This window comes from Pseudomonas sp. HS6-2 (assembly GCF_049325675.2).
Lineage (GTDB): Bacteria > Pseudomonadota > Gammaproteobacteria > Pseudomonadales > Pseudomonadaceae > Aquipseudomonas > Aquipseudomonas putida_N.
In genome coordinates, this window is sequence record NZ_CM143906.1 from 5,591,285 (window position 1) to 5,616,412 (window position 25,128).

The following is a 25,128-nucleotide window of genomic DNA, read 5'->3' on the forward strand; positions in this document are numbered from 1 at the left end:
CAGTACTGATTCAGCCAGATCACAGATACCTGCGCCCCCCATTCTGCGGCATACTCGGCAGACTTTTTGCCTGGATTCCGCCATGCGTCCACTGCTCCCCTTCGCACTGTTCCTGATGCTCGCTGCCTGTGGCGATGGTGAGTCGTTGTCCCCGCCCGACGCGCGCCTGCCCGACGGTGGCCGCTACCGGGGCCAGGTGGTCGATGGGTTGCTGCAGGGCGAGGGGCGCATCGACTACCCCAACGGCAGCTGGTACGCCGGCAGCTTCAAGGACGGCCAATGGCATGGCCAGGGCGAGTGGCACGGCAGCAATGGCGAGATCTACCGTGGCCAGTTCGACAAGGGGCTGTTTCACGGCCTGGGCGACCTGACCACCCCGGGCAGCCACTATGCCGGCACGTTCAGCCACGGCCGGCGCGACGGTGAAGGTAGCCTCAAGCAGGCCGATCAGACCTACCGCGGCCAATTCAAGGACGACCAGTACGAAGGTGCAGGCATACTCGAAATGGCTGACGGCAGCCGTTACCAGGGCTTGTTCGCCAAAGGCAAGCCCAATGGCGCAGGCGTGCGCAGCGATGCCAGCGGCAACCAGTTCAGCGGCCACTTTGTCGATGGCCAGTTGCAAGGCAGCGGCACCTACGACAGCGTCGATGGCGAGCAATACATCGGTGAATTCAAGGACAACCGCCTGGAAGGCCGCGGCCGTTATGAAAATGCCGACGGCGACGTGTGGATCGGCGATTTCAAGGACGGTTCACTGGTTGGCGAAGGTGAATTGCTCGGCAGCGACGGCAGCCACTATAAAGGCACCTTCGTTGACTGGCGCCTCTCCGGCCAAGGCAGCCTGCAGCTGCCTGATGGCAGCAAGTACGTCGGCGGTTTCGACAACGATGCCTACCAGGGTCACGGCAAGCTGACCCTGGCCAGTGGCAAGGTCGAAAGCGGCATCTGGGCCAATGGCGTGCGCATTCGCGACCAGAAAGGCAAACTGCTGCCCGACCCGCTGGACCTGGCCCTGCTCAACCAAGGCCGCCTGCTCGAAGAAGCCCTGGCCCGGGTACCGCGCTCGGCCCCCCCCATCCAGCTGTACAGCCTGGTACTGGCCGGCGATGGCCAGCAGAGCGTGTTCCTGCGTGAAGCGGACTATGTCAGCAACATGCTCAAGGTGCGTTTCGGTGCCCGCGGCCAGGTCACCCTGGTCAACCACCGCGACCAGATGGCCACCCGCCCCATGGCTACCCGAGAGAACCTCACGCGCGCCGCCCGCACCCTGGCCGAGCGCAGCGGCCCGGAAGACCTGATCTTCATCTACCTGACCAGCCACGGCAGCCAGGACCACCAGCTGGTACTCGATCAGCCACGACTGCAACTGGCCGACCTGTCCGCCGACGAACTGGCCAGCGCCCTGGCACCGCTCAAGGACCGCGACAAGATCATTGTCATCTCCGCCTGTTATTCAGGTGGCTACATCGCTCCGCTAAAGGACGATCGCACGTTGATCATGACTGCGGCACGCGCCGACCGGGTGTCGTTCGGCTGTTCGGAAGAAGCCGATTTCACCTACTTCGGCGATGCCCTGTTCGCCGAGGCGCTGAACCAGACCGACGACCTGAAACAGGCGTTTGAACTGGCGCGCACCAGTGTTGCCGAAAGAGAACGAAGGGAAGGTTTCGAAGCCTCCGAGCCACAATTCTGGGCGCCGCCCGCAGTACTGGCACACTGGCAGCAACTGCGTCAGCAACAGGCCGAAGAAGCCTTGCGCAATGCGGCACAGGCCAAGGCCGAGGAACAGGCAAAAACGCCTGCCAGCCGCTAAGCTTGTGTGTAACAAGGGAGAGACATCATGTATTTGACGCCTCAGCATGTCCTGCTTGCCGGAGCTACCGGCCTTACCGGTGAGCACCTGCTCGACCGCCTGCTCAACGAACCCACCATCAGTCGCGTGCTGGCACCGACCCGCCGGCCACTGGCCGAACACCCTCACCTGGAAAACCCGGTGGGCGACCCGGCAGTGTTTCTCCCGCAACTGGCCGGTCGGGTCGATATTGCCTACTGCTGCCTGGGTACCACCCTCAAGCAGGCAGGCTCGGAGCAGGCGTTTCGCGCCGTCGATCTGGACATGGTCGTCGCCTTCAGCAAGCGCGCGCGGGAAATGGGTGCGCGCCACCTGTTGGTGGTCAGCGCCCTTGGTGCCGACCCCAAGTCGTCGATCTTCTACAACCGGGTCAAAGGTGAGATGGAAGAAGCGCTCAAGGCTCAGGACTGGCCTCAACTGACCATCGTGCGGCCTTCGCTGTTGCTCGGAGAACGGATACAACCACGGTTGGGCGAGAAACTGGCGTCACCGTTTTCGAAGTTGATACCGGGCAAATACCGGGGGATCGAGGCCTGCACCCTGGCCCGTGCACTCTGGCGCCTGGCGCTGGAGGAAGAAGACGGCATTCGGGTTATCGAGTCTGACGAGTTGCGCAAACTCGGCAAGAAATAGCCCCTACAGGCCGCCCGTAGCCTGAAACCCTATGCCTGCCGCCGTCAGCAATGACAGCGGCAGGAAAAGTGTATCCAGCAGCATGCTGCCAGGCAGGTCCAGGTGCGGATACGCTGGCGCCTCAGCCCCGAAGCGATCCCTGGGGCAACACCCGCCATTGATCACATACATGTCCAGCCGGGTCCCGGCGTATACCACCGGTGCCCCTGGTTTGTTGGCATCCAGCGTGCGCACCGTGGCGCAGCCGCCGAGCAGGCTTGCCGCCAGCAACCCGGCCATGAAACGCCTCAATCATCCGCCCCGAAATGATGCTCGCCCCAGCGCGGCAACATGTCCTGCGGAATGTTCAGCAGGTTGAGGATGCGCGCCACGACGAAGTCGACCAGGTCATCGATGGTCTGCGGCTGGTGATAGAAGCCCGGCGCCGCAGGCAGGATCACCGCCCCCATCTGCGAAAGCTTGAGCATGTTCTCCAGGTGAATGGTCGAAAACGGTGCCTCGCGCGGCACCAGGATCAACTGCCGGCGCTCCTTGAGAGTGACGTCGGCGGCCCGCTCGATCAGGTTGTTGCAGGCACCGGTGGCGATTGCTGACAAGGTGCCGGTAGAACACGGCACCACCACCATTGCCGCTGGAGCACCGGAGCCCGAGGCCACCGGTGACATCCAGTCTTCCTTGCCGTATACACGGATCTGCCCGTCGGCAGCACCAGTGTATTCGGTGAGAAACGCCTGCATGGCCTGCGGCTTGGCCGGCAGGACCACATCGGTCTCGGTGGCCATCACCAGTTGCGCAGCCTTGGAGATGAGGAAATGCACCTCACGGTCCTCACGCACCAGGCAATCGAGCAAGCGCAGGCCATACTGCGCCCCGGAAGCGCCGGTCATGGCCAGGGTGATACGTTCCGGTCCGCTCACTTCAAGGCCTCGGCCAGCTTGCCATGCAGGCCGCCGAAGCCGCCGTTGCTCATGATCACCACATGAGTGCCCGGGCGGGCCTGGCCCTTGACCCGCTCGATGATCGCGTCGAGGCTGTCGGCGACCACGCTTGGCACCTTGCACTGCGCGGCAGTGGCAGCCAGGTCCCACCCCAGGTTGGCGGGTGCGTACCAGATCACCTGGTCGGCGTCGTTGACGCTTTCCGGCAGGCCGTCCCGATGGGCGCCGAGCTTCATGGAGTTGGAGCGCGGCTCGATGATGGCGATGACCGGCGCTTCGCCAACCCGCTTGCGCAGGCCGTCGAGAGTGGTGGCGATGGCGGTCGGGTGGTGGGCGAAATCGTCGTAGATGGTCACACCCTGAACATCAGCAACCTTCTCCATGCGCCGCTTGACGCTCTTGAACGCACTCAGGCCTTCGATGCCCATGGCCGGCACCACGCCCACATGGCGGGCAGCGGCCAGCGTGGCGAGGGCGTTGGCGACGTTGTGCTGGCCGGTCAGGGCCCAGTCCACCACACCCTGCACTTCACCCTCGAACAGCACCTCGAAACGCGAGCCATCGGCACTGAGCAGGCGCGCCTGCCATTGGCCTCCTTCGCCGGTGGTCTGCACAGGGGTCCAGCATCCCATGCCGATCACACGCTCTAGCGCCTGCTCGGTGGTCGGGTGAATGACCAGGCCTTCACTCGGGATGGTCCGCACCAGATGGTGGAACTGCCGTTCGATGGACGCCAGGTCAGGGAAGATGTCCGCGTGATCGAACTCAAGGTTGTTGAGGATCGCGGTGCGGGGGTGGTAATGCACGAACTTCGAACGCTTGTCGAAGAAGGCGCTGTCGTATTCGTCGGCCTCCACCACGAAGAACGGCGTGCCGCCCAGACGCGCCGACACCGAGAAGTTCTGCGGCACGCCGCCGATCAGGAAGCCCGGGCTCATGCCGGCATGCTCCAGCACCCAGGCCAACATGCTGCTGGTGGTAGTCTTGCCGTGGGTGCCCGCCACGGCCAGTACCCAGCGGCCCTGCAGCACATGGTCGGCCAGCCACTGCGGGCCGGACACATAGGGCAGCCCTTTGTTCAGCACATACTCCACCGCCGGGTTGCCCCGCGACATGGCGTTGCCGATCACCACCAGATCAGGTGCAGGGTCCAGCTGAGCCGGGTCGTAACCCTGGGTCAGCTCGATGCCCTGGGCTTCGAGCTGGGTGCTCATTGGCGGATAGACGTTGGCGTCGGAGCCGGTGACGCGGTGGCCGAGCTCTTTGGCCAGCACTGCCAGCGACCCCATGAAAGTGCCGCAAATACCGAGAATATGAATATGCATGGTCGACCTCGCAAAACTTCGAGGCAGGGTAGCCCAGGGCGCGGGAAATCGCACCCGGTGTTTTGCTCATACGCCCCTGGCGATGCCGTGTTTGCGCAGTTTTCGATACAAGGTATTGCGGCTGATGCCCAGGTGCTCGGCGACCCGGGTCAAGTGCCAGTGTTTTGCCTCCAGGATGTCCATTAGCGCCTGACGCTCGGCATCTTGAAGAAGCGCGCCCCCGTCCATAGCTAAACCCGACTTGTAGGAGCGGGCTTGCCCCGCCAAGAGGCCATCAGCACCAGTGTAAAAGCCTGGCCGGACGCTTTCGCGGGGCAAGCCCGCTCCTACAGAGGTCTCATGAGCTTTGATGATGGCGGGGAGATCCGAGAACTTGATAAGCGAGTTTTCACACAGGGCCACTAAGGTCCGCAACACATTGCGCATCTGCCGCACGTTCCCCGGCCAGGCAAAGCTCAGCAGCGCCTGACGCGCTTCTGGCGCCAGTTGCACAACCTGCCCCTGCGCCTCCTGGCGTAACAGAAAGTCCAGCAACGCCTCCTTGTCGCTACGCTCGCGCACCGCTGGAAGCGCCACTTCCAAGCCATTTAACCGGTAGTACAGGTCTTCACGAAAACTGCCCTGCTCCACCCGCTCCAGCAGGTCCCGGTGGGTGGCACTGACGATACGCACATCCACCGCCTGCGGCTCACCCCCGATCGGTACCACCTGGCGCTCTTCCAGCACCCGCAACAGGCGGGTCTGCAAGGCCAGCGGCATGTCGCCGATCTCGTCCAGCAGCAAGGTACCGCCATCGGCCTGCAGCAGCTTGCCGCGCATGCCCTCCTTGCGCGCGCCGGTAAAACTTCCGCCGCGATAGCCGAACAGCTCGCTCTCGATCAGGCTCTCGGGAATCGAGGCACAGTTCACCGCTACGAAAGGTTTGCCACGGCGCTGACTGGCCTGGTGCACGGCCTGGGCGAAGGCCTCTTTGCCGCAACCGGTCTCGCCACACAGCAGCAGCGGCACATCGCGCTCGAACACGCGCACGGCACGGTAGAAGTCGTGCTGCAAGGCCGGGTCCAGCAGGCAGATGCCCGGCTCCGCGGCGGCCCTGGCCTGGGGCAGGCTGGCCGGCACCGTCCACAGCGGCGCCCTCGCCTGCCCGCGCAGGCTTGCAAACACTTGGCGGCCATCACGGGTGCGCAACGGCCAGACCGTACTGCCACCGGGCGTGGCACGGCTGAACAGCTCGTCATGGCTGCAGGCGAAGAACATTTCCAGCGGTTTGCCCAGCACGCCACCGCGAATGGTGCCTAACAGGTTCAGGGCACTCTGGTTGGCGGCGCAAATGCGGCCATCGCCGTCGAACGCCAGCAACCCTTCGCTGAACTGGCCGACCGACTCGGCCTGCACGTGAATGCGCAGCAACCACTGCTGCTCGAAATGGCGCAGGAAATAGCAGCTCTCGATCATCTTCGCCGAGAGGTTGACCAGTGCCATGGTGTGGAACTGGCTCTGGCGCGACACGTCCGGCCGCGCCGAGGACACATCGAGCACTGCCAGCAGTTCACCGTGCGGGTCGAACACCGGACTCGCCGAGCAGGTCAGCCCGGTATGGCGGCCGCGAAAGTGCTCATTCTGGTGAATGGTCAGGGCCTGGCGCTCGACCAGGCAGGTACCGATACCGTTGGTGCCCTCGCGGGCCTCACTCCAGTCCGCCCCCAGCCACAGCCCGGCGCGCTCGAAGTTGCGCCGCTCGGAGGGCGCGGTCACGCAGTTGAGGATCACCCCACGGGCATCGGTCAGCAGCACCGCATGGCCGGCGCCGGATAGCTGCTGGTGCAGGCTGTTCATTTCGTTGTCGGCGATCTTCAGCACCTGGCGCAGCCGTTCGCGGCTCTCCAGCAGGCGGCCGTGCTCAAGCACCACCGGAGCCTCGATCACCGACGGGTCGAGGTGATAGTCGTCCAGGCAGCGCAACCAAGAGCGGGCAATGGACGGATCGCTACCCGCTTCGCCTCGGGCAACGGTATGCACCTGCTGGGCATGGCGGCTGAATGAGTTGCTCTGCATTTGTTGTTGTTCTCCGCAGATAGAGATTCACGCCAGCATCCTCCACCCGCGCAGGCTTTGCAACGTGCCCGCCCGCCACGTGTCGCAAACGGTACAAAGTGTCACCCCGGCCGTGCCAGGCCTGGCACAGCGCGCCTTCCCGCTGCACCTGGGCATGACCCAAGTCGTTGATTCCACGAGGGTGCACCACGCTGGCCCAACCTTTGCTCTACGCTTTTCAACTCCTCAACAAACATAACAGCCAGGAGACACACCATGCGTTACGCACATCCCGGTACCGAGGGCGCGAAGGTTTCCTTCAAGAGCCGTTACGGCAACTTCATCGGCGGTGAGTTCGTGGCCCCGGTCAAAGGCCAGTACTTCGAGAACACCTCGCCGGTGAACGGCCAGTTGATCGCCGAATTCCCTCGTTCCACTGCCGAAGACATCGAAAAGGCCCTGGATGCCGCCCACGCCGCCGCCGACGCCTGGGGCCGCACCTCGGTCCAGGACCGCTCCAACGTCCTGCTGAAAATCGCCGACCGTATCGAACAGAACCTGGAACTCCTGGCCATCACCGAAACCTGGGACAACGGCAAGCCGATCCGCGAAACCCTCAACGCCGACATCCCGCTGGCCGTCGACCACTTCCGCTACTTCGCTGGCTGCATCCGCGCCCAGGAAGGCGGCGCCGCCGAAATCAACGAAACCACCGTGGCCTACCACATCCACGAACCGCTGGGCGTGGTCGGGCAGATCATCCCGTGGAACTTCCCGATCCTGATGGCCGCCTGGAAGCTCGCCCCGGCCCTGGCCGCCGGCAACTGCGTGGTGCTCAAGCCGGCCGAGCAGACCCCTTTGGGCATCACCGTGCTGGTCGAGCTGATCGGTGACCTGCTGCCCAAGGGCGTGCTCAACGTGGTGCAAGGCTATGGCCGCGAGGCCGGTGAAGCGCTGGCCACCAGCAAGCGCATCGCCAAGATCGCCTTCACCGGCTCCACCCCGGTCGGCTCGCACATCATGAAATGCGCGGCCGAGAACATCATCCCGTCCACCGTCGAGCTGGGCGGCAAGTCGCCCAACGTGTACTTCGAAGACATCATGCAGGCCGAGCCGAGCTTCATCGACAAGGCCGCCGAAGGCATGGTGCTGGCGTTCTTCAACCAAGGCGAGGTGTGCACCTGCCCATCGCGCGCCCTGGTGCAGGAGTCGATCTACCCGCAGTTCATGGAAGTGGTGATGAAGAAGGTGCTGCAGATCAAGCGCGGCGACCCGCTCGACACCGACACCATGGTCGGCGCCCAGGCCTCGCAGCAGCAGTTCGAGAAGATCCTCTCGTACCTCGAGATCGCCCAGAACGAAGGCGCCGAACTGCTGACCGGCGGCAAGGTGGAAAAACTCGAAGGCGCGTTGGCCACCGGTTACTACATCCAGCCGACCCTGCTCAAGGGCAACAACCGCATGCGCGTGTTCCAGGAAGAAATCTTCGGCCCGGTGGTCAGCGTCACCACCTTCAAGGACGAAGCCGAAGCCCTGGCGATTGCCAACGACACCGAGTTCGGCCTCGGTGCCGGCGTGTGGACCCGCGACATCAACCGCGCCTACCGCATGGGCCGCGGCATCAAGGCCGGCCGCGTGTGGACCAACTGCTACCACCTGTACCCGGCGCATGCCGCGTTCGGTGGCTACAAGAAGTCCGGCGTCGGCCGTGAAACCCACAAGATGATGCTCGACCACTACCAGCAGACCAAGAACCTGCTGGTGAGCTACGACATCAACCCGTTGGGCTTCTTCTAAAACAGTGCACTGGGGCCGCCGAATGGCGGCCCCAACCGCTCTGGCTCGCTTCCTGCAGTACCTATCACCATCGGCCGGCCCCCTTCCGGCCATCAAGAAAAAGAACAGGTGAATCTATGCCAAGCGATCATTCCGCCGGTGCGCCGGCAGGGTCTTCCGTCGACTTCGAAAAAGTCGGTTCGGACTATTTCCAGCAACGTGAACTGAAAAAAGGCGCCGCCGGATGGGTACTGCTGGTGGGCCTGGGCGTTGCCTACGTGATTTCCGGCGACTATGCCGGCTGGAACTTCGGCCTGGCCCAAGGCGGCTGGGGCGGCATGTTCCTCGCCACCTTGCTGATGGCCACCATGTACCTGTGCATGTGCTTCTCGCTGGCCGAACTTTCTTCGATGATCCCCACTGCGGGCGGCGGCTACGGCTTTGCCCGCAGCGCCTTCGGCCCATGGGGAGGCTTCCTGACCGGCACCGCGATCCTCATCGAATACGCCATCGCCCCGGCCGCCATCGCCACGTTCATCGGCGCCTATTGCCAGTCACTGTTCGGCATCGGCGGCTGGATGATCTACCTGGCGTTCTACGTGGTCTTCATCGGCATCCACATTTTCGGTGTGGGTGAAGCGCTGAAGCTGATGTTCATCATCACCGCCATCGCGGCTATCGCCCTGGCCGTGTTCCTGGTGGCAATGGTGCCCCATTTTGATGCAGCCAACCTGTTCGACATCGCCAAAACGGACGCCGCCGGCGCCAGCAGCTTCCTGCCATTCGGCTATGTCGGTGTGTGGGCCGCGATCCCTTACGCCATCTGGTTCTTCCTAGCCGTCGAAGGCGTGCCGCTGGCCGCCGAAGAAACCAAGAACCCCAAACGTGACCTGCCCCGCGGCCTGATTGGCGCGATGCTTGTGCTGTTGGCCTTCGCCCTGCTGATCCTGGTGGTCGGCCCTGGCGGTGCGGGTTCCGAAGCCCTGAAGGCCTCGGGCAACCCGCTGGTCGAGGCGCTGGCCAAGGCCTACGGCGGCGCCACCTGGATGGGCAGCTTCGTCAACCTGGTGGGCCTGGCCGGCCTGATCGCCAGCTTCTTCTCGATCATCTACGCCTATTCGCGGCAGATCTTCGCCCTCTCCCGCGCCGGCTACCTGCCGCGCAAGTTGTCGGAAACCAACAAGAGCAAGGCCCCGGTCATGGCGCTGGTGATCCCGGGCATCATCGGTTTCGCCCTGTCGCTGACCGGCCAGGGCGACCTGCTGATCCTGGTGGCGGTATTCGGTGCCACACTGTCGTATGTGCTGATGATGGCTGCGCACATCACCCTGCGCATCCGTCGGCCGAAAATGGAACGCCCCTACCGCACCCCGGGCGGCATCTTCACCTCGGGCCTGGCCCTGGTGCTGGCCTGCATCGCCGTGGTCGCGGGCTTCCTGGTCGACCCACGGGTGGTGATTGGCGCTGCGGTGATCTATGCGGTACTTATTGCCTACTTTGCGTTTTACAGCCGCCACCACCTGGTGGCGGGCACACCGGAAGAGGAATTCGCCGCGATCCAGAAGGCCGAAGAGGCCCTGCACTGATCGCCGCCACCTGCCGCGGGCCAGCCCGCGGCTCTGGAGATTCTGTATGGCAAGTTTCGTACACACAGTGGGCCACCTGGTCTACCGCTTCGACAGCCTCAAGGAGGTGATGGCCAAGGCCAGCCCGGCCCGTTCCGGGGACTTCCTGGCCGGTGTTGCCGCCAGCAACGACGGCGAACGGGTCGCCGCGCAGATGGCCCTGGCCAACATCCCGCTCAGCCATTTCCTCAATGAAGCGCTGATCCCCTACGAAGAGGATGAGATCACCCGGCTGATCGTCGACAGCCATGATGCCCAAGCCTTTGCCCCGGTCAGCCACCTGACCGTTGGCGGCCTGCGCGACTGGCTGCTCGGCGAAGAGGCCAACGAACAGAGCCTGCGTGCCCTCGCCCCAGGGCTGACCCCGGAAATGGCCGCCGCGGTGTCAAAGATCATGCGCGTGCAAGACCTGGTGTTAGTGGCGCAGAAGATCCGCGTGGTCACCCAGTTCCGCGGCACCATGGGCCTGCGCGGGCGCCTGTCCACCCGCCTGCAGCCCAACCACCCGACGGATGAGCCGGCCGGCATCGCCGCCAGCATCCTCGACGGCCTGCTCTACGGCAACGGTGACGCCATGATCGGCATCAACCCCGCCACCGACAGCATCGCCTCGATCTGCGCCCTGCTGGAAATGCTCGACGCCATCATCCAGCGCTACGACATCCCAACCCAGGCTTGCGTGCTGACCCACGTCACCACCTCGATCGAAGCGATCAACCGCGGCGTGCCGCTGGACCTGGTGTTCCAGTCGATCGCCGGCACCGAGGCGGCCAACGCCGGCTTTGGCATCAACCTCAACGTGTTGCAGGAAGGTTACGAGGCCGGCCTGTCGCTCAAGCGCGGCACCCTCGGGCAGAACCTGATGTACTTCGAGACCGGCCAGGGCAGCGCGCTGTCGGCCAACGCCCACCACGGTGTCGACCAGCAAACCTGCGAGACCCGCGCCTACGCCGTGGCCCGCCACTTCAAGCCGTTCCTGGTCAACACCGTGGTCGGCTTCATCGGCCCCGAATACCTGTACAACGGCAAGCAGATCATCCGCGCCGGCCTCGAAGACCACTTCTGCGGCAAGCTGCTCGGCGTGCCGATGGGCTGCGACATCTGCTACACCAACCACGCCGAAGCCGACCAGGACGACATGGACACCCTGCTGACCCTGCTGGGCGTGGCCGGGATCAACTTCATCATGGGCATCCCCGGCTCCGACGACATCATGCTCAACTACCAGACCACGTCATTCCACGACGCGCTGTATGCGCGCCAGACCCTGGGCCTGAAGCCCGGGCCGGAATTCGAGGCCTGGCTGCAACGCACCGGCATCTTCACCCAGGCCGATGGCCGCGTGCGCTTTGGCGACAACCTGCCGCCGGCATTCCGCCAGGCCTTGGCGCAACTGGCATAAGAGGTGACCATGGCAGACCGATCCCCACCCACGCTCTCTACCCAGGAAAGCCCTTGGCTGGCCCTGCGCAACCTGACCCCGGCGCGTATCGCCCTGGGCCGTTGCGGCACCAGCCTGCCCACCGGCGCGCAACTGGACTTCCAGTTCGCCCACGCCCAGGCCCGCGACGCCGTGCACCTGGCGTTCGACCACGCAGCCCTGAGCGAACAGCTCAAGGACCGTGGCCGCGACAGCCTGGTGCTGCACAGTGCCGCCAGCGACCGCCACCAATACCTGCAACGCCCCGACCTGGGCCGGCGGCTGAACGAAGACTCGGCCGAACGCTTGCGCCAGCATGCCCAAGCCAACCCCGATGGCGTCGACCTGGCCATCGTGGTCGCCGACGGCCTCTCGGCCCTGGCCGTGCACCGCCATACCTTGCCGTTCCTGGCCCGCTTCGAGGAGCAGGCCGCTACCGATGGCTGGACCAGCGCCCCGGTGGTGCTGGTAGAGCAAGGCCGGGTGGCGGTGGCGGATGAAGTGGGCCAGCTGCTCGGGGCGCGCATGACCGTGATGCTGATCGGCGAACGCCCGGGGCTGAGTTCGCCAGACAGCCTGGGCCTGTATTTCACCTACGCGCCCAAGGTCGGCCTGACCGATGCCTATCGCAACTGCATCTCCAATATCCGCCTGGAAGGCCTGAGTTACGGCATGGCGGCCCATCGCCTCCTATACCTGATGCGCGAAGCCTGCAGGCGACAGCTTTCCGGTGTGAATCTTAAGGACGAGGCCGAGGTCCATAGCATCGACAGTGAAAATGCCCCCACCCAGCGAGGCAACTTCCTGCTCGGTGAACGTTAAAGAACATGTAACGGAAGGCGGATTGCGCTGATGGCCAGCATTGGGGCAGCATGCCCATGAAAGCTGCAGGCATTCCGCTGTTTCCCCAAATGGACTCTGAGGGCCGCACATGCGCATCATCAAGGCAACCCTGGAACACCTCGACCTGCTCACCCCGCTGTTCGTCAGATATCGCGAGTTCTATGGGCAGCTCCCTTATCCGGACAGTTCGCGCAAGTTTCTGCAAAAGCGCCTTATGCGCAGTGAATCAATCATCTACCTGGCTTTGCCGGTTGACGATGACAGCAAATTGCTGGGTTTCTGTCAGCTTTATCCGAGCTATTCGTCGCTGTCGCTGAAGCGGGTGTGGATTCTCAATGACATCTTCGTGGCCGAAGACTCACGGCGCATGCTGGTAGCTGACCACCTGATGCGCGAGGCCAAGAAGATGGCCAAGGAAACCAACGCGGTGCGCATGCGGGTTTCGACCAGCGCCAACAACGAGGTGGCGCGCAAGACCTATGAGTCGATGGGCTTTCGCAAAGACACCGAGTTCGAGAACTACATTCTGCCGATCAATCCGGACTGACCTGTACCGGCCCATCGCCGGCAAGTGCCGCTCCCACAGGATTTTCACAGGCCCAATGATTACATGATGCCTGTGGGAGCCAACTGCCTCGCGAAAGAGCCGGTACGTTTGACGCAGTAACCCCCCGCTACAAACTCCCCGGGCAGGTTTCCGACTTCGCCGTATAATGCTTCGACCTGTCATGTGTGAAATTTCCCCACCCACAGGTAGTCATGCCGACGCCCAGGGCATTGTCCGTCATCGCGTGCCCGTAAAGCGGGTCAAGAACACAGGTGCTGTACATGGAATTCAACCCGCTGGACTTAATCCTGCATCTCGATACCTACCTCGACCTGCTGGTTAGCAACTATGGCCCCTGGATCTACGCGATCCTGTTTGCTGTGATCTTCTGCGAAACCGGTTTGGTGGTGATGCCGTTCCTGCCGGGCGACTCACTGCTGTTCATCGCCGGCGCCGTGGCCGCCGGTGGCGGCATGGACCCCGTCCTGCTGGCGGGCCTGCTGATGGCCGCCGCCATTCTCGGCGACAGCACCAACTACATCATCGGCCGCACGACGGGCGAAAAACTGTTCAGCAATCCCAATTCGAAGATCTTCCGGCGCGACTACCTGCAGCGCACCCACGAGTTCTATGAACGCCATGGCGGCAAGACCGTGACCATGGCGCGCTTCCTGCCGATCCTGCGCACCTTTGCACCGTTCGTAGCCGGTATCGCCCACATGCACTACCCGCGTTTCCTCGGTTTCAGCGTGGCGGGTTCGCTGCTGTGGGTCGGCGGCCTGGTGACCCTGGGCTACTTCTTCGGCAACGTGCCGTTCATCAAGCAGCACCTGTCGCTGATGGTGGTCGGCATCATCGTGCTGTCGCTGGTGCCGATGATCCTCGGCCTGCTGCGCAGCCGCCTGGGCCGCACCGCCAAGGCCCACTGACAGCCGACATGTGGTCCTTCAGCGCCTGGCGGCGCAAGCGCAACCTCGCGCGCTACCCGATCGAGCCAGGGCAATGGCAGGTGATCCGTGATCGCCTGCCGATGCTCGATGGCATCAGCGATGCGGAAGACCAGTGGCTGCGCGAAGCATGCATCCTGTTCCTGCTCGACAAGCACCTGACCACCCTCCCCGGGGTCGAACTTGACGACGAGCAGCGCCTGTTTCTTGCCGCCCAGGCGCAGCTGCCACTGCTGCACCTGGGCGAGTTGAACTGGTATCAGGGTTTCCACGAGATCATCCTCTACCCCGACGACTTCAAGAGCCCGCAACGCCACCGCGATGCCAGCGGCGTAGAGCACGTGTGGGATGCCGAGCACAGCGGCGAAGCCTGGCAACAGGGGCCGATCATCCTGGCCTGGGCCGGAGTGCTGGCCAGTGGCGGCTGGGAGGCCTACAACCTGGTGATCCACGAGCTGGCGCACAAGCTCGACATGCTCAATGGCGATGCCAACGGCCTGCCGCCGCTGCACCCAGGCATGCACGTGGAAGACTGGGCTGCAGCCATGCAGCAAGCCTATGACGACCTCAATCGCCAGCTCGACGCCAACCCCGATGCCGAAACCGCCATCGACCCTTACGCCGCGGAAAACCCGGCGGAATTCTTCGCCGTCACCAGTGAGTACTTCTTCAGCGCTCCCGACTTGCTGGAGCAGGCTTATCCACAGGTGTACCGGCAGCTGACGCTGTTCTACCGGCAGAACCCTCTCGAGCGCCTGCTGAAGCTGCAGGCCGGGCACCCGGATTACCGTGAAAGCCACGCCTGATGCGGCCGCACATCCGTCCACACGTGGCATGGCCTGGCGGAATATGCCTATAATCGCCGCCACTTTTTTGATCAAACACGGGGGCACTGCCCAATGAGCTACAGCAAGATTCCGGCTGGCAAAGACCTGCCGAACGACATCTACGTCGCCATCGAGATCCCGGCCAACCACGCGCCGATCAAGTACGAAATCGACAAGGACAGCGACACCCTGTTCGTCGACCGCTTCATGGCCACCCCGATGTTCTACCCGGCCAACTACGGCTTCATCCCGAACACCCTGGCCGACGACGGTGATCCGCTGGACGTGCTGGTCGTGACCCCATACCCGGTTGCTCCAGGCTCGGTCATCCGTGCCCGTCCGGTCGGCGTGCTGAACATGACCGACGACGGCGGCGGCGACGCCAAGGTCATCGCCGTTCCTCACGACAAGCTGAGCCAGCTGTACGTCGACGTTAAGGAATACACCGACCTGCCAGCCCTGCTGATCCAGCAGATCGAGCACTTCTTCGCGAACTACAAGGATCTCGAGAAGGGCAAGTGGGTCAAGATCGAAGGCTGGGAAGGCGCTGACGCCGCCCGTGCCGCGATCACCAAGTCGGTCGCTGCCTACAAGGGCTGATACCGCCTTGCATAAAAAAACCCGCCTCGGCGGGTTTTTTTATGGGCGACGCCGAAGGTAGGTAAAAATTCCTACGCAGCCCTACACATTTGCCCTACCTTCAGGCCGTTTTCACACCGTTCACGTCAACATCACGTTCATTTCGCTACTGGCAACCGGCCGCTACACTCGGCGTCATGAACAGATCCGGTGACCGACTCAAGGCACTCCTCCGGGAATGTGGCCTGACCCCCGCAGACTTCGCTGCCCAGCGCCGCGTCACGTCGCAGCACATCAACAACTGGTTCACCCGCGGCATCCCGATTGCCCGCCTCGATGAAATGGCCGAATTGTTCTGTGTGCAGCGTCGCTGGTTGCAAACGGGCGAAGGCCCCAAGCACCCGCATTCGCTTCTGCGCATGTACGCGCCACAGGCAATGCCGATAGACGCATTCGGTGCGTCATCGGACCAGCCTGTCCCGCTGGTTCAAGTGCCCTTCCACGAGCTGCGCAATGGCCAGGTCATCGCGCTCGACGGCCATCACCTGGCCATGCCGGCACCTGCGCTGGAGGCATTGGCCGTACCCGTGGAGCAAGCCATCTGCATGACCATGCCGGCCGCCAACATGGCGCCGTGGATTCCGCGCGATGCCATCCTGGCGATCGACCTCAGCTACACCCGGGTGGTTGATGGCGAGATCTATGCCCTGCTGCACAACGGCAGGCTCAGGGTGAACAGCCTGAGCCTCGGCCACCAAGGCACCCTGTGCCTGCACAGCCACAACCGGCGTGAGGTGGTGGAGCGCTACACACCGTTACAGCGCAAGGCGCAGAAGCTGGAAGTACTCGGCTGGGTGTTCCATTGGTCGCATTACCGCCAGCGACGCCCCGGCTGACACACGCTGTGCCATTTTTTTCTGGGCATACCGCGCCAGCCCTTGTATGCTACGCGGCACATTCAGCCCCGGCCGGCGCAAGCCGCGTTCCAGAGGGCTAGGCGACGCTCCACACGACCGTTTGCCATCTCTTTCAGGCCCTTGCTGGCCACACAGTTAAGGCGGTTGCGACTTACCATAAATTAGTCGGAACCGTCCCCGAGAAGCCGGCCACAAGCCGGCTTTTTTATTGCCCGAAGAAATCCGACAAGATCCTACAGCACTAGCAAATACGGGCCCTGCAGCTTAGCATTCGTCCTAGGACATCCAGTAACCATCCATAAAATCCGCGACCAAGGTGTGGGTCAAAGTGTGGGTCGAGGGGTGTGGGTTGGAGTAGGAGCTAGTAATGGGCAAGCTGACCAGCAAGACCGTGGAGTCGATAACCAAGGCTGCAACGCCAGGAAAAACCAATGATGGCGATGGCCTGTACTTCCAGGTATCCAAGAGCGGCGGCACCAGCTGGATCTTCCGCTACAAGCTGGATGGCCGCAGCCGCGAAATGGGGCTAGGCCCCTTCCCAACCGTCACACTCAGCCAAGCCCGGCAGTTGGCCGCCGATCAACGCAAGCTTCTAGCTTCCGGAAGCGACCCACTGGCAACCCGCGATGCAGCAAAGGAAGCCAAGCGCGAAGCGGAACGCCAGGCTGCAGCACGTCGCACGACGTTCGAAGATCTCGCTCGCGAATACCAACAAGCACACGGCAGCAGTTGGTCTGAGAAGTGGCGGAAAGGCTGGCTGCGCAAACTGGAGCTCTACGCCTTCCCGACCATGGGCAAGTTGTCGGCTGACATCATCAGCACCGAGCATGTGCTTGCTGCATTGCAACCCATCTGGGTAACCAAGACACGGACTGCTGATGAAATCAGGGGCCAGATCGAGCAAATACTGGATGCAGCCAAGACTCGGCGTTTACGCGAGGGAGACAATCCTGCCCGCTGGCGCGGGCACTTGGACAACTTGCTGAGCAAGGCAGAGAAGAAGAAGGCCAGGCAGCGCCAACACTTCCCAGCACTGCAGTGGAAAGACACTCCGAAGCTGATATCCACCCTGGCCAACATCGATACACGTGACGCCATCGCAACCAGATTACTGATTCTGACCGGTGCTCGTTACCACATGATCCAACATGCTCAATGGTCTGAGTTTGACCTCGAAACTGGCACTTGGGCACTGCCGGCTGAGCGCATGAAGATGCGAAAACCTTTCGTCATTCCTCTATCGCCCCCGGTAGTCGAGATGCTGGATATCATGAATACGACTCATTCAATATATCTCTTCCCTGGGCAAGGGAAGAATGGTGTCATGCATGGCAACGCCATACGCAACCTGCTGCACAAGCTGGGATATGCAGACATCACGAGACATGGCTTTCGATCGACCTTCCGGGACTGGGCAAACGAATGCACCAACTACCCGCGAGAGGTATGCGAGCTTGCGCTTGCCCATGATGAACGCGACCAGACCGAGGCGGCCTATTCGCGCTCCGACCTTCTGGAGAAGCGCAGGGCACTGATGGCGGAATGGGCCAAGTTCTGCACGAGCAAGAAGTGACCCACAGCCAGCCCAAAGCAGCCGGTAACAACAGGCAGAAACCGGCCATAAGCAGTCAGTCGACTTGCTCCCGGGTATGAATTGAGGAGCGGTTCGTCAAATGAAGCAATACAGAAACCTTCCCACTCTTTAAGCCTGATTCAACGCTCCTCCATCGCCAGGGACTAATTGTTCTGACCGTTACTCTGGGCTAGATAATCTCCCATCATTTCCAGCCGATCATTGCCCCAGAACAGCTTCGAATCGGCGATGAAGGTCGGAGCACCGAAAACGCCTACCTGCACGGCTTGATCGTTGTTAGCCTCCAGTGCCAGTTTGAATCGCTCATCGGAAGCAGCTTGAATAGTTGCACTTCGGTCCAGGCCTGCTGCAATCGCCAGATCGCCGAGGATCTCCAGGTCGCTGATATCCCGGTTTTCACTCCAGTAAGCTCGCATCACGTTGAAGATGAACTCCACGCCCTTTCCCTTCTCGATTGCATACAAGCTGCAACGCAAAGCTCGGGAAGGCCGTAATGGAAACTGAGGGTGGTAGCTTAGCGTCAAGCGTCTCAGTCGAGCCCAATCCTGCAAATCCTGCTGAAACCACCGCACAAATGCTGGCGATGCTTCCAGTGGTCGCCGCCCCCCGATGTGATCGATCAGGTTGGCCAAGTGCATAGGCCGCCAATGAATCGCTCGACCATGGGCAGCGGCGATTTCTCGCAAGCGCGGCATAGCCAGGTAGCACCATGGACTGTGAAAATCGAAAAAAAACTCAATTGGCTCGCCCGCACTGATCGGTTGCGGTAGGGAGAAGCGGCTGAGGTCGACCCTCACTCGTTCGTGATGGCCGCGCATCACTAACCGCCCTTGTTGGCTCGCGCTCACCGCGAAACTCAACGTGCGGCCCTTGGTCGACTCCAACACGGCTTCGCACTGGACCTCAATGCCCGGCCAGGCCGGGCTCAAATGCGCAATATCCACTTTAGTGCCAACCGTGCCCCATCCCGGAACGCAGAAAGCCTGAACGCCACTGCCCGCCGTTTCCTCCAGCAGAGCAATAAGTGCCGGCGTAGATACCACCTGCACCCCGGCATTACCGATGGCGGCAGCCGTCTGTTGAAGCCCTGGTACGAATGCGCAGTGATGCCGGTGGCCGATGATCGGTGTGCTCATGGCAATTCCTCCAACTGCATCGCCATGGCTTGGGCTTTCAGCTCGCGCTTGAGTATTTTTCCACTGGACGTCATGGGCCATTGGCTGACCTTGAACACCCTGGATGGATGCTTGAACCCAGCGATTTTTCCGGCACACGCTTGCTTCACCTGCGCAGCGGAGAGCGCCCCACCCAACTCGACCGCCGCGGCGACCACTTCGCCGTAGAAAGGATCCGGCATGGCAAATACAGCGATTTCGGTGATCGCCGGGTGGCCGCGTAGCAGGTTCTCCACCTCCACCGGGTAGATGTTCTCGCCACCGCGGATGATCATGTCGCGTAACCGTCCTCCCACAAGTTCCACTCGGCCATCGGCGGTAACGCGTCCGAGATCCCCCGTCTGCATCCAGCCATCGAGGTCGATACAACGAGTAGTCTCCAGCGGGTCACGATGATAACCGAGCATCACCATGGGCCCGCGCACCTGAACCTGCCCGGTCTCACCGCAGGCCAGCACCTGGCCGTTGTCCGGATCACACACGCGCACCTGCATGCCTGGCAATGGCATGCCGGCGGTGGTGAATCGCTGCGCACTCTCGCAACTGTCCAAAGCGATAAGGGTGCTGGCTTCAGTCTGGCCGTACACCTGTACCAGGCCTGGAATCGGGAACGCAGACGCGCAGCGTTCGAGCAAAGCCGGGTCGCAATCGGCGCCACCGCAAGTGCCCGCCCGCAACGAGCCAAGGTCGTACTGTGTTCGTCGCGGGTGCTCCAGCATGGCCAGATAAGAGGTGGGAACGCCCGTCAGCAGCGTACAGCGCTCGGCCTCCACGAGGTGCAACATTCGCTCGGCTTCGAAGGCACTGACCCCCACATACGTAGCCCCTGCGGCCAGCGCTGAGAGCACATTCATAATGCAGCCCGCGCAGTGGAATAGCGGAATGATGGAAGTCCAGCGATCCTCGGCGGTAACCGCCAGACGCGCGACGGTTCCTCGTGCATTCATCAACATGCCTTCGAAGCACAGTTCAGCGCCCTTTGGCCGCCCTGTGGTGCCGGAGGTGTACTGGATGCTGGCCAGCTCGCGAGGCGACCAGGGCCACGCCTGAAATGGCAGCTGCGGTCCTTCGCTCATCAGTGCTGCGTAACTCCAGCAATTCTCAGCGTGAAGCCCAGGTCCGTCGAAACAAATCACGTCGCGCAGAAGGGGTAACCGGTTACGAGTGTCCAGTGTCATGGACAGATAGTCACTGGAGCGAAAGCGCGCGGAAAGCAAGATCGCCACCGACTGACTGTGGTCCAGCACATGCAGGAGGTCGTCCTCGCGAAAGTGCGTATTAACCGGCACCAGCACCGCACCAATGGCAGCGATGGCGACCTGCGCGATTGGCCATTCGATTCTGTTTTCCGCCCACAATGCCACCGAGCTGCCGGGTTGAATCCCGCGCCGCCGCAAGGCACAGGCCAGTGTCTGGGAAGCAAGCAACCATTGGCTGAAGGTCAGCCGCTGAGGTGTGGAGTCAAATACGAGCGCCTCCTTGTCCGGCCAGCGGTTCGCGCAGTGCAACAGCATTGCGTATGGGTCGCCGGGCAAGTTTTCGCGTGCGAAGCGGGATTTATCCGATGTCATGAAAAGACTACCTGAGAGTGAAGTGAAGGCTGATTGGATTGGAAATCCAGTTAGGCTTTGCTGTCGAGAGCAGGCGTCAGGGACGGTGGCACCCTGGCGGCCATTCGCCGACTGACCAGGCAATAAAGCATTCCGGTACCCAGCAGGCCGACCACCCAGGAAACATCTGCATAGTTCAGCGCACGGGCGACCGGTCCGGTGTAGAAACCGCTGGAAATGAACGGCAACTCCATCAGTACCCCACAGCAGTAGGTGGCAATAACCGGCCAGTTCCAACGGCCATAGCGGCCAGCGGGATCATTGAGAGCTGCCAGGTCATAGCGCGTGCCGTTGACGAAGAACACGTCGGCCAGGCTGATCGCGCTCCAGGGGGTGATGAACGCCAGGAGAAAAATGAGGAAGGAAGAAAACGCACTGATAAAGCTGTGGGAACCGGCCAGGGCAATCAGCACTGCAACGGACACCATTCCCAGCACATAGATGAAGCGATGGGCCAGAGACACTCTGCTGACGCCGCAGAACGCGCTGACAATGGTCGCGCTGGACATGTAGCTGCTGTAAGCGTTGAGGGTCATCATGGTGATCTTGCCGAAGCCGACCACCAGATACAGGATCATGGCCAACACACCCGTCGAGCCCAGGCTGACGACAAACTCTACCTCATGGCCCGAGAAGGCGGTTCCGGCGAGGGCTGCGGCAAACACACCGAAGGTCATGGCGGCCTGTGATCCCAGTACTGTGCCCAGCGATGCAGCCAGAAAGATCTTCAACTTGGACGTCTGACTGGGCAAATATCGGGAGTAGTCCGCTACATATGGCCCATACGAAATCTGCCAGGCGGCTGCCAACGAGATCGAAAACACGAAGTTGGCAGCGACGAAGTGACGATTGTCGAGCAGCGCATGGATATCGTGCCGGGCCAGCAACGCACCGAACATGTAGATAAAGGCAATGACGCCCACCACGCTGGCTACTTTGGCGATGGAGTGGATGGTGCGATACCCAAGGGTCGCCAACAACAGGGTTACCAGGCCGAACAGAATGATGCCCTGCCAGTCCGCGATCGATAGCACTTTCGCCACCGATTGACCGGCCAGCAACGTGCCGCCCGCCGAGAACCCCACGTACAACAAACTCACCAGTACAAGCGGAATGACCGCACCATAGACACCGAACTGCACGCGACTGCGGATCATCTGTGGCAGGCCAATCGCCGGCCCCTGGGCAGCTTGCAGGCCCATGACGATGCTGCCAAGTACTTGGCCTATCAGAAGGCCAATCAACGACCAGAATACATCGCCTCCCAGCACCACCGCCAAAGCCCCGGTGACGATGGCCGTGATGTTCAGGTTCACACCCAGCCACAGTGTGAACTGACCGAAGGCGCTGCCATGGCGCTCGTTTTCCGGTATGTAATCGATGGAGCGGGTTTCAATTACCGACCTCGGTGCAACAGGCGCAGTTGAACTAGCCATGGGCGAATCCTCGATATTGTTAGTGCAGCATCTGCGCCAGATCAGCGCGTTTTTTGGAAGGACACAGGCTGTGGATGGACTGAGGTTAAGCGGCGGGGTATATAATTAAAAATATGCACTGTTGATACAGCGAATTAAAAATAATGATTCACTTCAGCCTTCGGCAAATCGAATATTTTGTAGCAGCGGCCCAATGTCGAAGTACCGTCAATGCGGCGAAGTCGCTGAGTGTGTCCCAACCCTCGATATCAAACGCGATTGCGGAGTTGGAAGCCTTATGGGATGAGCGCTTGTTCGTGAGGATTCCAGGCAAAGGGATCGAACTCAGCTCCGCCGGAACCCGCCGTTACCAGCAAGCAAGGCAGCTACTGCAAAGTGCCGCGCAGCTCTCTGCCAAGGAGACTGATAGCGTGGTGGGGGACCTTTCGGTGGGTTGCTTTGCAACGTTGGGCGCGCGACATGTCCCCACCATGGTCGAGCGCTTCAAGCAGCGCTTTCCTGAGGTACGAGTCGCCATTGTCGAAGGTGACACCGAGGAACTGATTGAACGGGTGGAGCGCGGCACCCTTGATTTAGCGCTGATCTATGACATGAACCTGGCTCGTAAGGTCAAGCTACAGGCGGTGGGACTGCAATCACCTTATGTGCTGCTGCCCGAAGGGCATCATCTGGCAGCAAAAGCCAGCTTGTGTATTCAGGATTTGCAAACCGAGCCCTTTATCCTTCTAGACCTACCTCACAGTCGCGACTATTTCCTGTCACTGTTCCGCTCGGGCGGTGTAGAGCCCAATGTCATTATGGAGTTGCGCTCGGTGGAAATGGTGCGCTCACTCGTGGCACATGGGCACGGAGTGTCGATTCTCGTCACTCGACCCGCTGGAGACTTGAGCTACGACGGGCGACCCATCGTGTGTCGCCCATTTGACGCTAGCATCCCACCGCAACGAGTCGTGATCGCCTCGTCGCAAACCCAGAACCCATCCCGCCCGGCTGAAGCGTTCGTGGTGGTGATGCGCGAACTGTTCAATGAAGCCGATACGCTTGAAACCTCGACAATCTGATGAAGGTTTTTGATTTCTCCGCCGAGCTATTTTCGACAGTCCGTTGCGGAGCAGTTTTCCGCTGGTGAACGACAGCTATGGGTCGGATAGCGACCACCAGCCATTGTGACTGATCCACTCTTGTCCTCCCTCAACGTGGAGGACGAGCCATGAACACCATTGCTACATACAGCCATCAGCCTTGGAACAAGGGAAAGCTTGTCGGTCAGAAAGCCCCGCTCCGAGTCAGAGATATCTGGGCTATCCGAGTAAGACTTCAGCTTGCTGAGAAGGCGCGTGATTTGGCGCTATTCAACTTGGCCATCGATAGCAAGCTGCGTGCCTGTGACTTAACCAAGTTGCGAGTCCGAGACATCGCCCATGGGGAGCATGTGTCGTCACGGGCCATCGTGATGCAGCAAAAAACTCAGCACCCAGTGCAGTTTGAAATCACTGAGCAAACCCGAACGGTTCTGGAGGCTTGGATGCGCGAGGCGCGTCTCCGCAGCGAGGACTTCTTGTTCCCGAGCCGGTTGCACGCCTCAGACCATCTTTCCACCAGGCAATACGCTCGAATAGTCAAAGCTTGGGTGACAGCTATTGGCCTTGATCCAACCATGTACGGAACCCACACGCTAAGGAGAACCAAGGCTTCGTTGATCTATCGCAGGACGAAGAACCTGAGAGCCGTCCAACTCCTGCTTGGTCATACGAAGCTTGAAAGCACTGTCAGATACCTGGGAATCGAGGTCGATGATGCCTTGGAAATGGCCGAGCAGACGGAAGTCTGACCATTCACTGCGACGGTCGATGCTAGACCGTCGCTATCCGTCCCATAGCCGCCAGTCAATTGTGTCTACAAAATCGGGGGGCATTCAAATCAGAGGGCAGTCTTGCGCTGAGTAATTTATGACTGGCGTATCCTCAAAATGGAATCTGTGATGGCTTGAGCATTAGTGTCCAGCGTTTCCATAGCCGACATCGCATTAGCGGCGACGCTTCCTACCCCATTTTCTGAGAGCCACTTGGTTATTTCTTCTATAGCTGCACTTAAGGCGTGCTGGTTGTGGAGGAGCAATGTCAGAGCGTCCGCCGTGGCGATCTTGCAGTCTGAGTTATCTGGCATGGCGGTCGTCCTTGAGGAATGATGCCGGAAGCCTAGCTCATCTCGTCTTTGGCTGAGACTGGCCGACAGCTGCCCGCCATGATAGGCGGCAGATGGACAGATGCTGACGCTCGCCGGTATCTGCTCTGTTGGCCTTTGTCACCTCAGGTCAGACCCAACGACGCTTTACTACAGAGTCCGGCCATCCTGATAGAATCGATCAGGTTATAGATAACACCCTTCTGAGAAATGGTATGAATACGGAATTGATGGAAGATGAGATGCGCCGGGCGCTATTCGGTGATTCTGAGCCCTCTGCGCCGGCAATTAACTCAGACGTGCAGGACACAGTCCCGGATGTTGTGATCGTACAACCGGTGAAGGCAGCGAAGAAAAAGGCAGTCTCAAAAGGCTTCACTCCTAGGTTGAGAGTTACGCTCCGTGTGGGAAACGAATTTGAAGGCGAGATGTACGAGATGGTGCATGAGGCCGATACGCTGAGCTCCCTAGTTGCAGAACAAGAAGCTACAAAGACGGCCAGAAAAAAATTCAGGTTTGTGGAAGTAGTCTCGGTCAAACCGATGTAAGTGGGTACTCTCACTTTTCGCCCGCTGGGCATCATGCCGCATTCACTTTACCGCGGGCCACCCAACAGATTCGTGTCGATTGAAGCCTCAAATATTAGGGGCGTTAGTCGTATCCCGGATTGGATTTAAAACCATCACCCGATCCCACTCTCAATGTTTAAATGGTCGCCAACCCCAAGCCACATATCTGAGGGTGGCGACAGGCAAAAATCGACCCTAAGCGGTCTTACGACTTTCGCGGAAGCGGACGTTCAAAGTGGTTGCTTCCACATTTTGGGCACGCCAACACCACGTCGGCATCTCTGTAAGGGGGTA

23 protein-coding genes are annotated in these 25,128 nt (G+C 61.2%); 15 read left to right on the plus strand and 8 right to left on the minus strand.

Features of this window, described 5'->3' with window-relative positions; translation table 11 throughout:
* The first annotated feature begins 82 nt into the window (after nucleotides 1-82).
* Together ACOKS3_RS26165 and ACOKS3_RS26170 are read left to right on the plus strand one after the other, a co-directional pair.
* On the plus strand, nucleotides 83-1,816 hold the full coding sequence (locus ACOKS3_RS26165; protein ID WP_422763624.1) for a C13 family peptidase: 1,734 nt from the start codon (nucleotides 83-85) through the stop codon (nucleotides 1,814-1,816).
* A gap of 27 nt (nucleotides 1,817-1,843) precedes the next feature.
* The gene (locus tag ACOKS3_RS26170; RefSeq protein WP_103448818.1) at nucleotides 1,844-2,488 is read left to right on the plus strand and encodes an oxidoreductase; all 645 of its coding nucleotides are present in this window, start codon (nucleotides 1,844-1,846) and stop codon (nucleotides 2,486-2,488) included.
* 3 nt (nucleotides 2,489-2,491) lie between these two features.
* On the opposite strand, the gene ACOKS3_RS26175 is transcribed toward ACOKS3_RS26170, so the two are convergent.
* From ACOKS3_RS26175 to ACOKS3_RS26190, 4 genes are all read right to left on the minus strand, one after another.
* On the minus strand, nucleotides 2,492-2,767 hold the full coding sequence (locus tag ACOKS3_RS26175) for a YceK/YidQ family lipoprotein (protein WP_422763623.1): 276 nt from the start codon (nucleotides 2,765-2,767) through the stop codon (nucleotides 2,492-2,494).
* Nucleotides 2,768-2,775: 8 nt separating this feature from the next.
* Nucleotides 2,776-3,405, minus strand: a complete 630-nt coding sequence (gene ubiX, locus ACOKS3_RS26180) for a flavin prenyltransferase UbiX (protein WP_060509549.1) — start codon at nucleotides 3,403-3,405, stop codon at nucleotides 2,776-2,778.
* Nucleotides 3,402-4,751 carry a UDP-N-acetylmuramate:L-alanyl-gamma-D-glutamyl-meso-diaminopimelate ligase gene (gene mpl, locus ACOKS3_RS26185; RefSeq protein ID WP_103448816.1) on the minus strand — a complete coding sequence of 450 codons (1,350 nt, stop codon included), beginning with the start codon at nucleotides 4,749-4,751 and terminating at the stop codon, nucleotides 3,402-3,404. The genes ubiX and mpl overlap by 4 nt, the downstream gene beginning before the upstream one ends.
* A gap of 66 nt (nucleotides 4,752-4,817) precedes the next feature.
* Nucleotides 4,818-6,806 carry a sigma-54-dependent Fis family transcriptional regulator gene (locus tag ACOKS3_RS26190; RefSeq protein WP_422763621.1) on the minus strand — a complete coding sequence of 663 codons (1,989 nt, stop codon included), beginning with the start codon at nucleotides 6,804-6,806 and terminating at the stop codon, nucleotides 4,818-4,820.
* A 255-nt stretch (nucleotides 6,807-7,061) separates the two neighbouring features.
* On the opposite strand from ACOKS3_RS26190, the gene exaC reads away from it, so the two are divergent.
* From exaC to ACOKS3_RS26240, 10 genes are all read left to right on the plus strand, one after another.
* Entirely contained in the window at nucleotides 7,062-8,582 is a 1,521-nt protein-coding gene (exaC, locus tag ACOKS3_RS26195; RefSeq protein WP_103448814.1) for an acetaldehyde dehydrogenase ExaC, read from the plus strand.
* A 116-nt stretch (nucleotides 8,583-8,698) separates the two neighbouring features.
* On the plus strand, nucleotides 8,699-10,147 hold the full coding sequence (eat, locus tag ACOKS3_RS26200) for an ethanolamine permease (protein WP_103448813.1): 1,449 nt from the start codon (nucleotides 8,699-8,701) through the stop codon (nucleotides 10,145-10,147).
* A 46-nt stretch (nucleotides 10,148-10,193) separates the two neighbouring features.
* Nucleotides 10,194-11,588: an ethanolamine ammonia-lyase subunit EutB gene (locus tag ACOKS3_RS26205; protein ID WP_103448812.1), complete on the plus strand. Its 1,395-nt coding sequence runs from the start codon at nucleotides 10,194-10,196 to the stop codon at nucleotides 11,586-11,588.
* A 9-nt stretch (nucleotides 11,589-11,597) separates the two neighbouring features.
* Nucleotides 11,598-12,428 (plus strand): ethanolamine ammonia-lyase subunit EutC, encoded by an 831-nt coding sequence (gene eutC / locus ACOKS3_RS26210; RefSeq protein WP_103448811.1) that lies wholly within the window; start codon nucleotides 11,598-11,600, stop codon nucleotides 12,426-12,428.
* Nucleotides 12,429-12,537: 109 nt separating this feature from the next.
* Nucleotides 12,538-12,996 carry a GNAT family N-acetyltransferase gene (locus ACOKS3_RS26215; protein ID WP_103448810.1) on the plus strand — a complete coding sequence of 153 codons (459 nt, stop codon included), beginning with the start codon at nucleotides 12,538-12,540 and terminating at the stop codon, nucleotides 12,994-12,996.
* A gap of 281 nt (nucleotides 12,997-13,277) precedes the next feature.
* The gene (locus tag ACOKS3_RS26220) at nucleotides 13,278-13,925 is read left to right on the plus strand and encodes a DedA family protein (protein WP_103448809.1); all 648 of its coding nucleotides are present in this window, start codon (nucleotides 13,278-13,280) and stop codon (nucleotides 13,923-13,925) included.
* 8 nt (nucleotides 13,926-13,933) lie between these two features.
* A complete protein-coding gene (locus tag ACOKS3_RS26225; protein ID WP_103448808.1) occupies nucleotides 13,934-14,749 on the plus strand; it encodes a M90 family metallopeptidase in 816 nt (271 codons plus the stop codon).
* A gap of 93 nt (nucleotides 14,750-14,842) precedes the next feature.
* Entirely contained in the window at nucleotides 14,843-15,370 is a 528-nt protein-coding gene (ppa, locus tag ACOKS3_RS26230) for an inorganic diphosphatase (RefSeq protein ID WP_003255365.1), read from the plus strand.
* A gap of 176 nt (nucleotides 15,371-15,546) precedes the next feature.
* Nucleotides 15,547-16,245: a LexA family transcriptional regulator gene (locus ACOKS3_RS26235; protein ID WP_103448807.1), complete on the plus strand. Its 699-nt coding sequence runs from the start codon at nucleotides 15,547-15,549 to the stop codon at nucleotides 16,243-16,245.
* 388 nt (nucleotides 16,246-16,633) lie between these two features.
* Nucleotides 16,634-17,839 (plus strand): tyrosine-type recombinase/integrase, encoded by a 1,206-nt coding sequence (locus tag ACOKS3_RS26240; RefSeq protein ID WP_017736573.1) that lies wholly within the window; start codon nucleotides 16,634-16,636, stop codon nucleotides 17,837-17,839.
* 164 nt (nucleotides 17,840-18,003) lie between these two features.
* Here ACOKS3_RS26240 and ACOKS3_RS26245 read toward each other — a convergent pair whose 3' ends face one another.
* The 3 genes from ACOKS3_RS26245 to ACOKS3_RS26255 are packed head-to-tail and all read right to left on the minus strand — an operon-like array spanning nucleotide 18,004 to nucleotide 22,081.
* Nucleotides 18,004-18,996 carry a thioesterase, FlK family gene (locus tag ACOKS3_RS26245; RefSeq protein ID WP_017736574.1) on the minus strand — a complete coding sequence of 331 codons (993 nt, stop codon included), beginning with the start codon at nucleotides 18,994-18,996 and terminating at the stop codon, nucleotides 18,004-18,006.
* Nucleotides 18,993-20,606, minus strand: coding sequence for a class I adenylate-forming enzyme family protein (locus ACOKS3_RS26250; RefSeq protein ID WP_017736575.1), 1,614 nt, complete (start codon nucleotides 20,604-20,606; stop codon nucleotides 18,993-18,995). Before ACOKS3_RS26250 ends, ACOKS3_RS26245 begins: the two co-directional genes overlap by 4 nt.
* A gap of 50 nt (nucleotides 20,607-20,656) precedes the next feature.
* Nucleotides 20,657-22,081, minus strand: a complete 1,425-nt coding sequence (locus ACOKS3_RS26255) for a purine-cytosine permease family protein (RefSeq protein ID WP_017736576.1) — start codon at nucleotides 22,079-22,081, stop codon at nucleotides 20,657-20,659.
* A gap of 143 nt (nucleotides 22,082-22,224) precedes the next feature.
* Here ACOKS3_RS26255 and ACOKS3_RS26260 point away from each other — a divergent pair, with 143 nt between their 5' ends.
* Both ACOKS3_RS26260 and ACOKS3_RS26265 read left to right on the plus strand, forming a co-directional pair.
* Nucleotides 22,225-23,142 carry a LysR family transcriptional regulator gene (locus ACOKS3_RS26260; protein ID WP_017736577.1) on the plus strand — a complete coding sequence of 306 codons (918 nt, stop codon included), beginning with the start codon at nucleotides 22,225-22,227 and terminating at the stop codon, nucleotides 23,140-23,142.
* A gap of 149 nt (nucleotides 23,143-23,291) precedes the next feature.
* Nucleotides 23,292-23,912: a tyrosine-type recombinase/integrase gene (locus ACOKS3_RS26265; RefSeq protein WP_017736578.1), complete on the plus strand. Its 621-nt coding sequence runs from the start codon at nucleotides 23,292-23,294 to the stop codon at nucleotides 23,910-23,912.
* A gap of 116 nt (nucleotides 23,913-24,028) precedes the next feature.
* Here ACOKS3_RS26265 and ACOKS3_RS26270 read toward each other — a convergent pair whose 3' ends face one another.
* Nucleotides 24,029-24,247: a hypothetical protein gene (locus ACOKS3_RS26270; RefSeq protein WP_017736579.1), complete on the minus strand. Its 219-nt coding sequence runs from the start codon at nucleotides 24,245-24,247 to the stop codon at nucleotides 24,029-24,031.
* Between the two features lie 233 nt (nucleotides 24,248-24,480).
* Here ACOKS3_RS26270 and ACOKS3_RS26275 point away from each other — a divergent pair, with 233 nt between their 5' ends.
* Nucleotides 24,481-24,813, plus strand: a complete 333-nt coding sequence (locus ACOKS3_RS26275) for a hypothetical protein (protein ID WP_017736580.1) — start codon at nucleotides 24,481-24,483, stop codon at nucleotides 24,811-24,813.
* Nucleotides 24,814-25,128 lie beyond the last annotated feature (315 nt).

Excerpts from the sequence above, each read along its gene's own strand:
- ACOKS3_RS26165 (WP_422763624.1), top strand. The coding sequence starts at position 83 with ATGCGTCCACTGCTCCCCTTCGCACTGTTCCTGATGCTCGCTGCCTGT.
- ACOKS3_RS26170 (WP_103448818.1), top strand. The coding sequence starts at position 1,844 with ATGTATTTGACGCCTCAGCATGTCCTGCTTGCCGGAGCTACCGGCCTT.
- ACOKS3_RS26175 (WP_422763623.1), bottom strand. The coding sequence starts at position 2,767 with ATGGCCGGGTTGCTGGCGGCAAGCCTGCTCGGCGGCTGCGCCACGGTG.
- mpl (WP_103448816.1), bottom strand. The coding sequence starts at position 4,751 with ATGCATATTCATATTCTCGGTATTTGCGGCACTTTCATGGGGTCGCTG.
- ACOKS3_RS26190 (WP_422763621.1), bottom strand. The coding sequence starts at position 6,806 with ATGCAGAGCAACTCATTCAGCCGCCATGCCCAGCAGGTGCATACCGTT.
- exaC (WP_103448814.1), top strand. The coding sequence starts at position 7,062 with ATGCGTTACGCACATCCCGGTACCGAGGGCGCGAAGGTTTCCTTCAAG.
- eat (WP_103448813.1), top strand. The coding sequence starts at position 8,699 with ATGCCAAGCGATCATTCCGCCGGTGCGCCGGCAGGGTCTTCCGTCGAC.
- ACOKS3_RS26205 (WP_103448812.1), top strand. The coding sequence starts at position 10,194 with ATGGCAAGTTTCGTACACACAGTGGGCCACCTGGTCTACCGCTTCGAC.
- eutC (WP_103448811.1), top strand. The coding sequence starts at position 11,598 with ATGGCAGACCGATCCCCACCCACGCTCTCTACCCAGGAAAGCCCTTGG.
- ACOKS3_RS26215 (WP_103448810.1), top strand. The coding sequence starts at position 12,538 with ATGCGCATCATCAAGGCAACCCTGGAACACCTCGACCTGCTCACCCCG.
- ACOKS3_RS26220 (WP_103448809.1), top strand. The coding sequence starts at position 13,278 with ATGGAATTCAACCCGCTGGACTTAATCCTGCATCTCGATACCTACCTC.
- ACOKS3_RS26225 (WP_103448808.1), top strand. The coding sequence starts at position 13,934 with ATGTGGTCCTTCAGCGCCTGGCGGCGCAAGCGCAACCTCGCGCGCTAC.
- ppa (WP_003255365.1), top strand. The coding sequence starts at position 14,843 with ATGAGCTACAGCAAGATTCCGGCTGGCAAAGACCTGCCGAACGACATC.
- ACOKS3_RS26235 (WP_103448807.1), top strand. The coding sequence starts at position 15,547 with ATGAACAGATCCGGTGACCGACTCAAGGCACTCCTCCGGGAATGTGGC.
- ACOKS3_RS26240 (WP_017736573.1), top strand. The coding sequence starts at position 16,634 with ATGGGCAAGCTGACCAGCAAGACCGTGGAGTCGATAACCAAGGCTGCA.
- ACOKS3_RS26245 (WP_017736574.1), bottom strand. The coding sequence starts at position 18,996 with ATGAGCACACCGATCATCGGCCACCGGCATCACTGCGCATTCGTACCA.
- ACOKS3_RS26250 (WP_017736575.1), bottom strand. The coding sequence starts at position 20,606 with ATGACATCGGATAAATCCCGCTTCGCACGCGAAAACTTGCCCGGCGAC.
- ACOKS3_RS26255 (WP_017736576.1), bottom strand. The coding sequence starts at position 22,081 with ATGGCTAGTTCAACTGCGCCTGTTGCACCGAGGTCGGTAATTGAAACC.
- ACOKS3_RS26260 (WP_017736577.1), top strand. The coding sequence starts at position 22,225 with ATGATTCACTTCAGCCTTCGGCAAATCGAATATTTTGTAGCAGCGGCC.
- ACOKS3_RS26265 (WP_017736578.1), top strand. The coding sequence starts at position 23,292 with ATGAACACCATTGCTACATACAGCCATCAGCCTTGGAACAAGGGAAAG.
- ACOKS3_RS26270 (WP_017736579.1), bottom strand. The coding sequence starts at position 24,247 with ATGCCAGATAACTCAGACTGCAAGATCGCCACGGCGGACGCTCTGACA.
- ACOKS3_RS26275 (WP_017736580.1), top strand. The coding sequence starts at position 24,481 with ATGAATACGGAATTGATGGAAGATGAGATGCGCCGGGCGCTATTCGGT.